This is a genomic window from Atopobacter phocae ATCC BAA-285, from assembly GCF_000526675.1.
GTDB classification, from domain to species: domain Bacteria; phylum Bacillota; class Bacilli; order Lactobacillales; family Aerococcaceae; genus Atopobacter; species Atopobacter phocae.
In genome coordinates, this window is the sequence record NZ_JAGN01000016.1 from 1 (window position 1) to 14,740 (window position 14,740).

The following is a 14,740-nucleotide window of genomic DNA, read 5'->3' on the forward strand; positions in this document are numbered from 1 at the left end:
AGACGCTAAAAACCGACTGATTACGGACTATATCGATCAAAGGAAATATACAAAAGCCTGTGAGACTTTAGATAATGGCTTCGAAGATGCCTTTCAATACACAGTAATTGGTAAAGGTCACAATCGATTAAAAAGCACCAATCTTCTTGAGCGATTGAACCAAGAAGTGCGCCGAAGAGAAAAGATTATTCGTATTTTCCCCAATCGTGCGTCAGCCAATCGGTTAATTGGCGCTGTCCTGATGGACACACATGACGAATGGCTCAGTTCTACAAGAAAGTATATCAAGTTTAACCAGTAAGAGAGTATAGAACATTGTATAGTATTTTACACAAGATTATGGACTTGACTAAATATTATATAATATAAAAAAAGATAAAATAATGTTTAATAATTAGTAGCACATTATCTTTGATAAGAACTGTATCAACGTTTTAATAGCTGAAATAGATAGAAATGTCTAAAATATATAGGTGTTAATAAAAAAGTATTGCTTGCTATGTTGATACGTCATGGGGTAAACAGTCAAAATAAATTGAATATTAAATCAAATTAATCAGTTAGGCTATTAGAATAATTCGTATGAACGAATCACTTGCTAAATTAGGTAGGTGTTTTTTTATTTGTTCTTTTTTTTATAACGATTTATTTTTTTATTTATTATTTTATTGTTTTTTATATAGCGAAAGGATTTATTGAAATGAAAAAAGTATCGAATCACATAAAATTAATAACAAGTATCGGAGCTAGTTCAATGCTTATGGGGATGTATCACCAAGGTACTGAAATATATGCAGATACGCCTAATTTGACTAGCGATTTACCTTTAACCGAGACATTAGCTAAAACACAGTCGAACGCCTCAACATTAAAAGAGAAAATCGAAAAAAATTATCCTGTTGAAGTTACTATTGAAACACATACAGTTTTAGCTTCAGCATATGAAGACACTGTAAAAACTTTAAATGACAATTATAATAAAAAGTATCAAAACATAAAAAATGAAAAGGTTGAATATGATCAACACATTCAAGCAATTCAGTTAGAAAATAAAAAAATAATTGAACAAAATAATAAAATTGTAGAGAAATATAATAAGGATAAAGCAGCAGAAAAAGAAAAATATGACATAGCACTTGAAGATTATGAAAATAAAAAGCAGCAATATGATGAATATTTAAAGAAAGTACAAGCTATTTCGAAAGATAATAAAAATGAAAAAGAACGATTTAGTGCGATTTTAAAGGAATGGGAAAATCGCACTAATATTGAGATAACTGGAGAGGTAAATAAAAATAGTCCAGGAAATTATGATTACTATAAAGATTTAATTTTTGAAGTGAATCCAAAGTTGGTTTTAGAAGAAAAACCGACAAAACAATTGCAATCAAACATTGGATGGCAGAAAAACACATCGATAGAAGAAGTCACTAACGGCAACATAAAAATTGATAAACCATATGCTGCTGATCGAACAGACAAAGGATATTATATGGAGCGATATCATAAATTCTCCAATTATAAAGTTGGTTCAAATTTTAATATAAAGAACGTTGGGAAAACAATTGACAATCAAAACGTTAATTTAAAAGTAACGATTACGGATGTTGGTGAAGTAGAAGGTGCATTGAAAGAAGATAAACAGCCAGTTACTGAACAAAAATTTTATATGTATTCTGCCGGGGATAAATATAATACTATGGTCTTGTTTTTACAAAATCATACAAAACTTGGTTTTCAATTTGATTATATGACAGATGATAATCAACCAATGGATGTGTTGACATCTCAAATTATGACGGATATCGATTTTGGTCAAGCGGTGGACTTTACATACACTGATGGCGAAGGTTTAGTGTTTGTACCAAAAGAATCTAATTTAGAAACAACAAAAAATGAAGAAAAAATTTTAGATGAAAAAAATAAAGTGGAAAACAAGGAAATCATCAAGGTAGAAGATCATCTTTTAGCAGAGTATAGTGATGAAAGTTCGATACCAAAAGGTTCATTTGTATTAGCTGGACATGGAACCGGTATGAAAATGACTTTTTATAGTGACAAACAGACTATAAGAACTACTCGCAATAATTACTGGAATGATTATGAAATGCTAAATTTAATCAATGATTCTAAATTGTCGGGTGATGATCAATTAAGTGGAGCTCCATGGGATCGTGTTTCATATGATAAATCACTAAGAATACATCCAAAAGATGAGACAAAAAGACTCGGTATTGGAGGATCTAAGTTTACGTTGTTTGGAAAAGGAATCAATGTGAATTACCCGCAACAAAATCCATTAAAAAAATTGCCAAAAGCTCCAATTCTAGATCAAGAACCAACATATAGTGAGCCATTATATCCATTATTAACACCTACTAAGTCGATAATAGAGTACCAAGGAAAACGTAAGATAACCTTACATAAGCCAGAAATAGTTGATATTGCTGAGAGTGTTATTCCGATTCCATTACAAAAAGATTTAGAGTTATTAGATTTCACAATTACTATTCCGGAACATAAACCTGAAAAATTAGAAGATGTACCTAACAGTAATCCTAGTGACTTATTAATTGATGTTCCAACAGTACAAAACAATTCACTACTAGACATATTATCGATTAGTACACACCAAAATGCTTTTGATTTAAATTTTGATACAATGACAGAGGAAATAGGTGGACATATATCTGGAATTGTTGATGAACAATTTGGTACGGAGCCAATTATTTATTTTGAATATGGACAACCATTGCCTTTAATAAATGGATCAAACAATGGTGAAACAACGATTGAAGACACAACTCCCTTATATTTAATATTTGATAGTAGAGTATTGGGATCAAGTGGAAATGATACAATTATTGAAGAAAATAATTTAATTGATTTAGTAATGGATAAATCAATATCCGGTTCAAATCAAGAGGATGAATTTGTTATTGAAAACAATTTAGTGGAATTTGAAATAAATAACACATTATCTGGATTCAATCAAGGCGATACATTTGTCATTGAAAACAATCTAGTGGAATTTGAAATGAACAACACATTATTTGGATTCAACCAAGAAGATATATTTGTCATTGAAAATCATTTAATTGATTTAGAAATGGATAATACAATATCAGGCTCAAATCAAAGTGATGAATTCGTTATTGAAAATAGTTCGATGGAATCTGAACGTAATAAAAAAGATGATCAGTCGTCTCAATCAAATATACCGACTAATATGACAGAAAAACAATTACCTGCTACAGGCGAGTCTCATGAAGGGATTTATCGTTTGTTCGGTCTGTTTAGCTTTGTTTTTGGATCAATTATATTGAATATTAAAAAAAGAAAATAAACATTTGTTTCTAATCATAAAATCTAAAGTCGAAAAACAAGCTCCTCATTGTTAAGATGAGGGGCTTGTTGTATGTCTTATTCAATAAAAGATAAATCGAAAAATTTAATTTAAAATATACGTTTCAATGAATCGGGCAATACCGTCGTCATTATTAGAAGTCGTCGTATAATTAGCCACTTCTTTTAAAGCAGGCATTGCATTTTCCATTGCTACGCCAATCCCTGCCCATTCAACCATTTCACGGTCATTTCCACCATCACCAAAAGCAACAATTTGTTCACGAGGAATATTTAATTGTTGTGATAAGCGAGCTAATGTTGCTGCTTTATTGACGCCAATCGGGTTAATTTCGTAATAAAATGGAGTAGAGAAAGCTGTTGCGACTTGCTCTTTGAATGGTGCACGTAAAGCTTCAGCATGCTCTTTTAGATAGGTAGGATCTCCAGCTAATAATACTTTATGTACAGGAAAATCAACAAATTGATAGAGATGATCGACTTCCGCTAATTTAAATTGGCAATTACGTGCCTCGTGCTCAATCACATTAAATGTTCGGTCGTTTAAACGAACTTGATTATTATATACATCATGAACATATAAATAATCGTCACGGTCAATCATAGGAATGACATCGAACGGTTCAGTATGTTTTAAAATAGTAGTTACAAGTTCAGCATCCAAAGTTTGTTGGTGCAATATTTGACGTGCTGTCACATCATAGATTTGACCACCATTATACGAAATGAAATAACCGTTATATTGGTCCAACTGTAAAATCGGTGTGAATTGATGCAGGCCGTTTGTTTGACGACCACTTGCTAAAACAACGCGGATACCTCGTTTTTGTGCTTCAATCAAAGCGGCTTGTGTGTGCTCTGAAACAGTAAATTGAGAAGTTAATAAGGTGCCATCAATATCTAAAACGATGGCTTTAATAGAATGTGTCATGTCATACTCCTTTGGTTTTATTGCGTACAGTTTCTTATTATACAAAAAAAGATGAAAATAATCTTGAAAAAACGATTGAATTTCGGTGTAAAATAGAGAGAGAAGCTAAAACAAGACAAAGAAAGAGACACAATCAACACCAAAGAAAGGAAGCGCATCAATGGAAAAAAAGCAAAAACGTCCAACATTACCACAATGGCGTCATCGCTCGAAGCAATCACACAAAGGACATTATGGACGCTTATTAGTCATTGGTGGCTCGCCCGGCATGAGTGGATCTGTTCATTTAGCGACACAAGCTGCCTATCGAACGGGAAGTGGATTAGTTTATTTGCTTGTTCCCCAAGCTATTCGAATGATTGCTGAAATTAAAAGTATTGAAACAATTGTTCGACAAGAACCGTTAGATTGCTTTAATGGAAATGATGAAGTGAGTAGTAGTCTGATTCAAGCGAGTCAAAATATGGATGCAATTGTTTGCGGGCCAGGCTTAGTGAGTGAAGCGCCTTTATTATTTTTAGAGCAATTAGCACAATGGATACAAGAAGTGGATGTACCTCTCATTTTAGATGCAGGTTTATTAAATGTGTTGCAATATCGTTCTGCCATGTTATGTCAGGTGAAACAAGGTATCATCACGCCACATGAAATGGAATTTGCCCGTTTAGTGAAGCGACCATTGAAAGAAATTCAAGAAAATCGACTACAAGTAGCTCAGGAAGTGGCAACTCGTTTCGGTATGATTGTTGTTCTAAAAGGGCATGAAACCATTGTGACAGATGGGCAACAAGTGTACATTAACACAACCGGCAATCCTGGAATGGCAACAGCAGGTAGTGGGGATGTTTTAGCAGGAATCATAGGAAGTTTAGCGGGGCAAGGATTTAGCGCGTTTGAAGCGGCTCAACTAGGCGTTTATTTACATGGATTAAGTGGTGATTTTGCGGCAAATAAGTTAGGAGAAGCGAGTTTAATCGCCCGAGACTTAATTCATTATTTACCAGAAGCAATTCAGTGGGATCAATCGCTTCAATCGTAAACGCTCCATGAATGAAGGACACTCATCCATGAAGCGTAAAATAAGAGTGGTCGCCACTATTTTTTAAGTTAGCGACTTCGTTAAAGATTGTAGTAGGTCAATAATCGTATCGAGTCTTCTTTCGAATCGATTTAATAAGTAAAAGACAATAACGACAGGGAAGCCAAAATTACTAATTAAATCAATTAAAAAAGTCGTATCAGACATGATATCCCTCCTTCTCTTTTTTATAAATACGTTTGGTGGGAGAAAAGTGTTAAGATATAGGAAGAAGAATGCAAAAAGTGATGATTGAAGGAGGGCAACAAAATGAAACAAGTGAGTGTGCTATTAGCAGATGGATTTGAAACGGTCGAAGCGTTGATACCAGTGGATATTTTAAGACGTGGTGGCGTATCGGTTGAATTGGTGAGTGTGATGGATCGATTAGACGTGTGGAGTGCACAACAAGTGGCCGTACAAGCGGATTGTATGTGGGCAGATCGTAAGCAAAATGTGGATTTAATTATGATTCCGGGCGGTACAAAAGGAGCGGAAACGCTACGAGATGATGTGCGCGTAATTGAATGGCTTCAATCAGTTAATCTAGATCACACAATGGTTGCTGCGATTTGTGCAGGACCGATTGTATTAGATCGGGCGAATTTATTGGCTAATCATCAATTTACGACGTTTCCTGGTGTAGAGCAAGAATTAGCGACTAATTTAGAAAATTATCAAGATCAAGTGGTTGTGAAAGATGGCTCACTCATTACAAGTCGAGGTCCAGCTCCTGCTTTTCCATTTGGATTAGAATTATTAGCATCTTTAGAAGGGACAGAACGTGCTTTAGAAGTTTATCAAGCGATGCAAGGCCCAATGGTTTTTGCATGGGATCCTTTAAAATGAGATGATTTGCTTAAATAAACAATTGAATCCAAAAAAGACCATTCATTTGAATGGTCTTTTTTTATAGGAGATATTGTAAGTGAATAACGGATTATTCGTTAATCGTTAATGTTTTAATTTCACGTTTATTAGTAGATTCAATCGTAATACGTGTACCAGCTTTCATAAACGGTAAACGTTCGTTGACGTTAGATTTAGCAAAGTAAACTTCATCGTCTAGTAATAAGTAATACATGGTATTACCGTCCACTACAACTGATTTAATATCATCAATTGTTGCCGTTAATTCTTTAGTTTCACGGCCTTCTGCAGTGTTGGCTTGGTCAGCTTTTTGAAGCGAACCGTAATTAGCAATGACTTCTTTTAAAGAAGTACCAGTAGCTACATCTTGGTAATCTTCTGCATCAACCATTGCATACATTTTTACTAATCCTGCTTTATCTTTAAGGGACATGATATAAGTTGGTCGACCGTCTTTATTAATTAAAATAGGGAAAGTAGATTTATAATTTTTCTCTTGTACAGCACCACGCGCTGAGCTCATCGCAGAGTATTCTTCTGCAGCAGCGACTGTATATTGGCGGGTTTCCTTTGTACGCATATTAGTTAAAACAAATCCAATATTACTTTCGTCACTAGTGACAGAAGTAATCCCTGTATAAAGCCATACATCATCGTCGAGTACAATATAATTATATCCTTCCGTTGTGCGTGTCGCACCACGTTTAGCGAATAACGTATTCCAAAAACCATTTTTGTATAGACCGTGTTGATTTAATTGATCAATGACAATTTTCGAACTTACAATTCGGTCTACCCATTGAGGGACATCTTTTAAATGATAATAACGATGCGTTCCATCAATGGCATTAACTAAAATAGCACCACTTGGTTCAGGTGAAGTTAATAGGAAGTTCATTTTGTATGTAGTCGCAACATAGTAAGGAACACCATCTTCATCGATTTCAAAATTAGGCGCCTGGAAAATTTTTGTTGGATAGTTGAAACGTAAGTACCGCATAATATTTCGATTGAAGTATTCGGATTCACTATATTTAATTGGTGAATCAGGTGTTTCAAGTTTGACATCACCATTAGACATGTTCACCGTTAAGTAATTTGGAATACCTGTTTGTTGATTAGCCATCCATTTGAAAAATCCAGCATAGCGTAGTGGAGTGACACGGACGGGCTGATCGTTCACATTGATTTGTGTATAAGACGGACTAGGTTCAAACTGAGAAACTAAATCAGTGATGGTACCTAATTTACGATTTCCTAAACGGCTAGCTGTGTCATGATCAATAATTGGAATGCGATCCAAATTGACTTCATCAACATCTTTAGAGAAATCACTAGCAAGCGGTTCGATTAAACGACTATATGCTTTCGCGTTAAAAATAGGTGATGCACCAAAACGAACCAGTGATAAAAGGGCAACAATAATGACAATAACTTGTACTAAGCGTGTCATTCGAGTTCTTAATAAGGTAGCTTGTTGAGTGGGCCCATTATCTTGAACGGAGTACAAAATACCTTCTACACCTAAAATAGCACCGCTTGATATAAAGAAGCGCCAAAATTGGCTAGACTGCCAATTAAGTGGGGGCAACGTGATATAATAAGCTAAAGCTATAAACAAGATGGTTAGTAAAAATATACCGCGCCACTGTTTCTTTGAAAACATTGAACGAATGGGGCGCGCCGTTTTACGTGACGAATGAGCTCCCTCAGTTGAAATTTGCAAAAGTATATCGTTAAGCGATTGGGGATTGGTATTAAATTTGAAAAATGCCATAAAAATGCTCCATTCTTTATATATATTGGAAACCTATACTTATAGTTTATCATGATAAAAATTATTTACATAGGGCTAAGGATGGAAGTTTAAAATTTGAATTAAGAATACTTAAAAAATGTGTATAATAATTAGTAAGAATTAGTCCAATTACGATAAAAAGTATGTTCAAGCATGCATACTATAAAGTTAGAAGTCAAATGATAAAGGAGTTTATATGTTAAAAATATCGAATTGGTCTGCGGATGCAGCAGATGGAACGAGTGTAGTGAAAGACGTATCGATTGAGATACCACGTAGTAGTACGCTCGTCTTAATGGGAGTGACAGGTGCGGGGAAATCGACGTTACTACTCAGTTTGTCCGGATTAATTCCAAAGCAAACAGGAACAGTGACGCCTAAAATTTATCCTCACGATATTGGTTTTTTATTTCAGTCGTCCAGTTTATTTCCGTGGATGACCGCTGAAGAAAATATTCAATTGGGATTTCATAAACAATTTTTAGGGCGTGAAGAAGTAGAACGTCAGCTAAGACAAGTAATTGACGCGTTGAAATTAGGTGAATTAATTCATCGTTATCCCTATCAATTAAGTTTAGGTGAAGCGCAGCGAGTAGCACTTGCTCGAATTATGGCAAAACATCCACCATATTTATTTTTGGATGAGCCTACTGGACGTTTGGATATTGAAACAAAGCAAATGATGTGGCACCAATTAGAAAATATGAAAAAAAATAATCAGGTGACGACCATTTTAGTTACGCATGATATCGAAGAAGCGGTGCGATTAGGTGATCGTATAATGGTTATGTCAGATGGGCGCATCACATCAGATGATGTTAATCCGTTGAGTTTAGATGAACGTAAAAATGAAACGAATGCCAATCATCAAGCATTTTACCAACAAATTGAAACCATTTTAAAACAAGCTAGTGAGGTGATGGAATGACGATTAAACGTATTCGATATGGCGTGTTTGTTCTATTTTTATTATGGGTGTTAGCGTCTTATTTAATATCTAATCAACAAATCCCAACCCCTATCATGGTGGGCGCATTTATTATGAGCCATCCGATTATATGGCGTCACTTCTATTATAGTTTGTTGCGATTAGCAGCTGTGAGTGTCTTGTCATATGGTGTCGGCAGTTTATTAGGATTATGGATGGCCACCAGTTACCGGGCGCGCCGTTATATATTACCGATTGTTCAAATATTGTATAATTTGCCGCGTATTGTATTCTTTCCCATTTTTTACTGGACCATTCATCATCCGAATCTAAGTCAAATTTTACTTTTAGCTTTTGTGACAGCCTTTTATATTGCCATTCCAATTTATGAAAGTTTAGTAGCTTTGCCGAAACAATACATTTGGATTGCACGATCGTTAGATTTTTCAACGGGTATGTGGGTTCGAGAAGTGGCTTTCCCAGCTGTTTTACCTCGTCTCATTTTAGTAGCACAAGAAATGTTCAGCTTAGTGTTAACTTTATTATTGATAACAGAGCAATTTCAAACAACATTTGGTATTGGTAAATATCTCATTCATCAATTTGTCACTGAACAGTATGCTGGGGTATACGCAACCATGTTATTTATTATTTTAATTAACGTTGTTGCTTCGCTCTTTTTTGAATGGTTAAAAAGAAGAAACAAAATCTGGCTAAAACCGCTTAATCCTTTTAATCAATTTTAAAAATAAGAAGTGAGCCATTGAAATTATGGTATAATGTTTCTAAACAATTGGTTAAGAGATGAATGAGAGGAGCCATTATATGACACCTAATAAAGAAGATTATTTAAAAGTGATCATGGAATTAAGTGATGTTCACCCGAAAGTGACGAATAAATTATTAGCAGAAACTCTACAAATTTCGCCACCAGGTGTAACAGATATGATGAATAAATTAATAAAAAGTGATTTTGCGAAAAAAGCAGGCAAAACGGGCTATGTATTGACTCAATCCGGGCTAGAAATTGCTAGTGAATTGATTCGTAAACACCGCTTACTCGAAGTGTTCTTAGTGAATACATTAGACTTTAAATTAAATGAAGTGCATAAAGAGGCAGAAATTTTAGAACATGCGGTCAGTGATTTATTTATTGAACGATTGGACAATTTTTTAAATCATCCTGTAGAATGTCCTCACGGTGGAATCATTCCGAATAAAGGTGAGATTTATGAAGCCGAATTATACGAACCATTGGGTGATTTACAAGTAGGTGAACGCATGCTCGTTCGTCGTTTCTTAGATGAATCGGAATTACTTCAAATTATGGTAGATAAACATATCCAATTAAAACACGTGTATGAAGTTTTAGCGAAAGACACAGAAGGTATCACGATTTCGTTAGCAGATCAAAATGAACCAATTCAATTGTCTTACTTAGCTGCGCATCATATTTTTGGGCAAAAAGAGTTAGTGGCGAATTCAGAAAAATAAGAAAGAAGGAATAGACGACTTATGGCTAATCAATTAAAAATTGGAATTATCGCCGCAATGGCACAAGAAATTAAAATTTTAAAAGAAGTGATTACCGAAGAACATACTGAAACGATTTTAGGATTTAATTTTATTAAGGGAACTATTCATGGAGTAGAAGTTGTCCTCGTTGAATCAGGAATTGGTAAAGTAATGGCAGCGATGGTTGCAACAATATTAATTGAACGTTTTGAAGTGTCAGCGCTCATTAATACGGGATCAGCAGGTGGAGTGAATGCGAAACTTAGTGTCGGAGATTTAGTATTAAGTAATCGCTTAGTATATAGTGATGTGGATGTAACTGGTTTTAATTATGATTACGGACAATTGCCACAAATGCCAACTTATTATACAGCCGACGATCGTTTATTAGCTTCTTTTGAGGCAGCTGGAATGATTCACGATAAACAAGTTCATACAGGATTAATTGCAACAGCCGATTCGTTTATTAATCAACCGCACTTGTTAAATCGTATTTTAGACCACTTCCCTGAAACATTGGCGACAGAAATGGAAGGCGCTGCAATTGCGCAAGTCGCTCATGTGACGGAGACGCCATGTATTGTAATTCGTGCGATTTCTGATGTTGCTGGAAAAGAAGAAACGGCCACCACGTTCGATCAATTTATCATCGAAGCAGGTCGCCGTTCAGCTGAATTAGTCATTGAAGGGTTAAAGAATATTCAAACAAATTGGAGCATTTAATTATTGAGGTGCTTTGATAACTAAGGCTAAACCTTGTCCGCCACCAACACATAAACTAGCGACACCATGTTGTTGGTGGTTGCGAGCCATGCCGTGTAATAAAGTGACGAGAATTCGTGCGCCACTTGCACCAATGGGGTGACCAAGTGCAATTGCACCGCCATCTGGATTAACTTTTTCTTCGGGCAAGTCAAGTGCTTTAATGACCGCAACACTTTGGCTAGCAAAGGCTTCATTAATTTCATAGCGATCAATTTGCTGAGTCGATAACTCAGCTTTTTTTAATGCGTTTTGAATCGCCAAAATTGGTGAAATGCCCATATAGTTAGGGTCAACTCCAACTTCTGAGAAAGCAACAAACTGTCCTAAAATAGGTAAGTTAACTGCGCGAGCCGTTTCTTCGCGCATCATTAATACCGCACTGGCACCATCATTAATACCGCTTGAATTACCTGCAGTGACTGAACCATCGGATTGAAAGGCGGGACGCAATTTTTCCAAACCGGCTAGTGTCGAGTTGAAACGTGGATGTTCGTCTTGATCGATAACAATCGTTCCTTGACGGGATGGATAATGAACTGGTGTAATTTCTTCAACGAAGCGTCCGGCTTCAATGGCTTCTTGAGCCCGCAATTGACTTTGTAAAGCAAATTGATCTTGGGCGGTTCGATCGACACCATAATCTGATGCTACATATTCTGCTGTTATGCCCATCGCTTCATGAGAAAATGCATCACTCAAACCGTCGCGCTCAATTGAATCAATGAGTGTATTCGCTCCATAAGGCTTCGGTTGACGTTCCATATAGCGAGGTGCTTGGGACATACTTTCCACTCCACCTGCAATAATGATGTCACTCTCGTTTAAGGCTAACGCTTGGTACGCTAGATGAATGGCTTTTAAGCCGGAACCACATACTTCATTGACAGTAAAAGCAGTTGTTCCAAAGGGCATATTAGTATTTAGCGCAATTTGTCTCGCAATATTTTGTCCCGAATTGGCTTGTAATACTTGACCAAAAATCACTTGATCGATTTGTTCAGGTTTAATTTGGGTAGTCTTTAATAAATCGTCGACAACTTGTTGAGCCAATGATTGAGGTGTAACTGATTGAAGTTTTCCGTAAAAACGTCCAATGGGAGTACGTTTTGCGGCAACGAATACAATATTTGACATATAAATCCCTCCTCACATGATATGTTCTTTATTTTACACAAATTTTGATGAAATATCGGTGAAAAAGCATCAAATCGATTTTAATTTTTCTTTAAGGTGAGTTCTTGAGGTGACAAGGGTTTATGAATTAGTGTATATTCGAATGGAGAAGAAGGTAACGTGTCAAAGTTTCAATAATAATGAAAGTAGGTCGAAACATGAAAATAGGAATTGATCAAATGGCCGCATATGTTCCGCATTTTGCGCTCCCAATGACAACATTGGCTGAAGCACGTCAAATTGATCCAATGAAATTTAAGTTAGGAATAGGGCAAGATGTGATGGCCGTGCAGCCTGTTACTGAAGACAGCGTAACCATGGCGGCAAATGCAGTCCAACGCTTGTTTGACCATGCGACGGATGAAGATATGAAGCGCTTGAGTCGAATTCGGACAGTAGTTTTTGCGACGGAATCAGGGGTCGATCATTCAAAAGCAGGGGGCGTCTTTTTAGCCGATTTATTTAATTTTGAACGGAACACACGCTTTGTTGAAATGAAGCAAGCGTGTTATAGTGCGACAGCTGGTTTACAGTTTGCTTATGGGGAAGTCTTACGGCACCCTAACGAGAGTGTATTAGTGATTGCGAGTGATAGTGCTAAGTACGGTTTAAATACGCCGGGCGAACCGACGCAAGGAGCAGGAAGCATCGCCATGTTAGTTACAGCAGAACCTCGGATTGCGGCACTTTCCAATGAACGGGCTGTATATTCGGAAAATATCCCTGATTTTTGGCGTCCATTAGCGGATAAATATCCACGAGTAGATGGCAAATTTTCAAATGAAGCATATATTAAATTTTTTAATCAAGTAACGTCACAATATTTTATGGACCAACAAGTTAATTGGGGAGATTTTGCAGCAATTTGTACGCACATTCCTTACACAAAAATGGGTAAAAAAGCTTTATTACAAGCATTAAACGGTGAAAATGAAGAGGTTCAAAGTCGCTTAATGACACAGTTTGAACACTCGACACAATGGAGTCGTTTAGTGGGGAATTTGTATACAGGCTCTCTTTATTTAGGTTTCTTCAGTTTATTGAGTCATTCACCAGAGCTGAAAGTAGGCGATCGAGTGGGCATGTTCAGTTATGGCTCAGGTGCGGTGGCTGAATTTTATACGTTAGAATTAATGCCAAATTATAGCAAGCACATTCATAAAGAAGATTTTGAGCGTTCGTTACAGTCGCGTTACATGCTTACTATCGATGAATATGAACAAATATTTAATGAGGAAATACCTAGTGGTGAAGGGGATTATGAAGTTATTTCAGCGTTCCATAATCCAGCCCATATTCAAATTGTCGGCGTCACTAATCATCACCGTATGTATAAAAAGTAATCAAAATACAATAGTCTCTCTCGTTTGTTACGAACGATTACGGGAACGTTACTAACAATTTAGAACTTCATGAAAACAACCGACTCGCTTTCGAAGTATGATACGATTCATCTCGTACTGAAGAAAGGGAGTTTTTTTATGTTTAAAATAAATAAACAATATACATTATTACTAGCAAGTGCGGTGAGCGGTTTACTCGTTTACGGTGCACAACAAGTTAACGCATCAGAGTGGATCGCACGGTCACCAGAAGCGATTGCTGCTGAGGTAAAAGTAGGACCTAACGAAACAAAAGAATACACTATTGTATGGGGCGATACGCTATCAGCAATTTCAAGCGCTACAGGTGTGAGTGTGGATCAATTAATGGCCATTAACACGTTAGAAAACCGTGATTTAATTTATCCAGGTACAACTATTCAAGTAGCTGAAACAGATCAAATTGTAACGATAACTGAAGTGGATCAAACGCCTAAAGCGTTTGATGTAAGTGGTAAAGAAGCAAAAGAAGTTGATTTACCAAACGAACAAGCAAAAGCAAAAGAAAAAGAAGCCGAAACGAAGAAAAAAGAAACAGTGGACAAAAAAGAAATAGTCGAACAACCAGCACCTAAAGAGCCGGTAGAGGAGCCGGTTCAAGAACCAGCGCGTCCAAGTGGGCGTACACTAACTGTTGAAGCAACTGCTTACAGTCGTAACGAACCAGGGTTATCCAACTTTACCGCTAATGGAACGGATTTAAGTGTTAATCCACGTGTCATTGCGGTTGATCCGAATGTTATTCCTTTAGGAAGTACAGTTTATATTCAAGGATACGGTACATATACTGCTGCAGATACAGGTGGTGCAATTATTGGGAATCGGATTGATGTGCACTTTGAGAATGTCAACGATACGTACACATTTGGTCGTCAAACGTTAACGCTAACAATTGTCGAATAATGACTTTTGCACTATAATAAATCTGTAAGAA

General features: G+C 36.2%; 14 protein-coding genes. 10 read left to right on the forward strand and 4 right to left on the reverse strand.

The window, feature by feature from the left end; all coding sequences use genetic code 11:
• Together L866_RS0103840 and L866_RS0103845 are read left to right on the forward strand one after the other, a co-directional pair.
• On the forward strand, positions 1-301 hold a 301-nt coding region (locus L866_RS0103840; RefSeq protein ID WP_025729329.1), incomplete at its 5' end, for an IS256 family transposase.
• A gap of 399 nt (positions 302-700) precedes the next feature.
• A complete protein-coding gene (locus tag L866_RS0103845; RefSeq protein WP_025729331.1) occupies positions 701-3,346 on the forward strand; it encodes an LPXTG cell wall anchor domain-containing protein in 2,646 nt (881 codons plus the stop codon).
• A 105-nt stretch (positions 3,347-3,451) separates the two neighbouring features.
• Here the strand turns inward: L866_RS0103845 and L866_RS0103850 are convergent, their stop codons facing one another.
• Positions 3,452-4,297: a Cof-type HAD-IIB family hydrolase gene (locus tag L866_RS0103850; protein ID WP_025729333.1), complete on the reverse strand. Its 846-nt coding sequence runs from the start codon at positions 4,295-4,297 to the stop codon at positions 3,452-3,454.
• 160 nt (positions 4,298-4,457) lie between these two features.
• On the opposite strand from L866_RS0103850, the gene L866_RS0103855 reads away from it, so the two are divergent.
• Positions 4,458-5,336 carry an NAD(P)H-hydrate dehydratase gene (locus tag L866_RS0103855; protein ID WP_025729335.1) on the forward strand — a complete coding sequence of 293 codons (879 nt, stop codon included), beginning with the start codon at positions 4,458-4,460 and terminating at the stop codon, positions 5,334-5,336.
• Positions 5,337-5,399: 63 nt separating this feature from the next.
• Here the strand turns inward: L866_RS0103855 and L866_RS09245 are convergent, their stop codons facing one another.
• Entirely contained in the window at positions 5,400-5,543 is a 144-nt protein-coding gene (locus L866_RS09245) for a YvrJ family protein (protein WP_084030275.1), read from the reverse strand.
• A gap of 102 nt (positions 5,544-5,645) precedes the next feature.
• Here L866_RS09245 and L866_RS0103865 point away from each other — a divergent pair, with 102 nt between their 5' ends.
• Positions 5,646-6,224, forward strand: a complete 579-nt coding sequence (locus L866_RS0103865; protein ID WP_025729336.1) for a DJ-1 family glyoxalase III — start codon at positions 5,646-5,648, stop codon at positions 6,222-6,224.
• 91 nt (positions 6,225-6,315) lie between these two features.
• On the opposite strand, the gene L866_RS0103870 is transcribed toward L866_RS0103865, so the two are convergent.
• On the reverse strand, positions 6,316-8,022 hold the full coding sequence (locus L866_RS0103870) for a hypothetical protein (protein ID WP_025729338.1): 1,707 nt from the start codon (positions 8,020-8,022) through the stop codon (positions 6,316-6,318).
• 217 nt (positions 8,023-8,239) lie between these two features.
• Here L866_RS0103870 and L866_RS0103875 point away from each other — a divergent pair, with 217 nt between their 5' ends.
• From L866_RS0103875 to L866_RS0103890, 4 genes are all read left to right on the forward strand, one after another.
• Positions 8,240-8,971, forward strand: coding sequence for an ATP-binding cassette domain-containing protein (locus L866_RS0103875; RefSeq protein ID WP_025729340.1), 732 nt, complete (start codon positions 8,240-8,242; stop codon positions 8,969-8,971).
• On the forward strand, positions 8,968-9,717 hold the full coding sequence (locus L866_RS0103880) for an ABC transporter permease (RefSeq protein ID WP_025729342.1): 750 nt from the start codon (positions 8,968-8,970) through the stop codon (positions 9,715-9,717). The genes L866_RS0103875 and L866_RS0103880 overlap by 4 nt, the downstream gene beginning before the upstream one ends.
• A 79-nt stretch (positions 9,718-9,796) precedes the next feature.
• Positions 9,797-10,465: a metal-dependent transcriptional regulator gene (locus tag L866_RS0103885; RefSeq protein ID WP_025729344.1), complete on the forward strand. Its 669-nt coding sequence runs from the start codon at positions 9,797-9,799 to the stop codon at positions 10,463-10,465.
• Positions 10,466-10,486: 21 nt separating this feature from the next.
• A complete protein-coding gene (locus L866_RS0103890; RefSeq protein ID WP_025729346.1) occupies positions 10,487-11,209 on the forward strand; it encodes a 5'-methylthioadenosine/adenosylhomocysteine nucleosidase in 723 nt (240 codons plus the stop codon).
• Here the strand turns inward: L866_RS0103890 and L866_RS0103895 are convergent, their stop codons facing one another.
• Positions 11,210-12,385, reverse strand: a complete 1,176-nt coding sequence (locus tag L866_RS0103895; protein ID WP_025729348.1) for a thiolase family protein — start codon at positions 12,383-12,385, stop codon at positions 11,210-11,212.
• 197 nt (positions 12,386-12,582) lie between these two features.
• Here L866_RS0103895 and L866_RS0103900 point away from each other — a divergent pair, with 197 nt between their 5' ends.
• Complete coding sequence (locus L866_RS0103900; RefSeq protein ID WP_025729350.1) at positions 12,583-13,767, forward strand: hydroxymethylglutaryl-CoA synthase; 1,185 nt, start codon at positions 12,583-12,585, stop codon at positions 13,765-13,767.
• Between the two features lie 138 nt (positions 13,768-13,905).
• Entirely contained in the window at positions 13,906-14,709 is an 804-nt protein-coding gene (locus L866_RS0103905) for a 3D domain-containing protein (protein ID WP_025729352.1), read from the forward strand.
• Positions 14,710-14,740 lie beyond the last annotated feature (31 nt).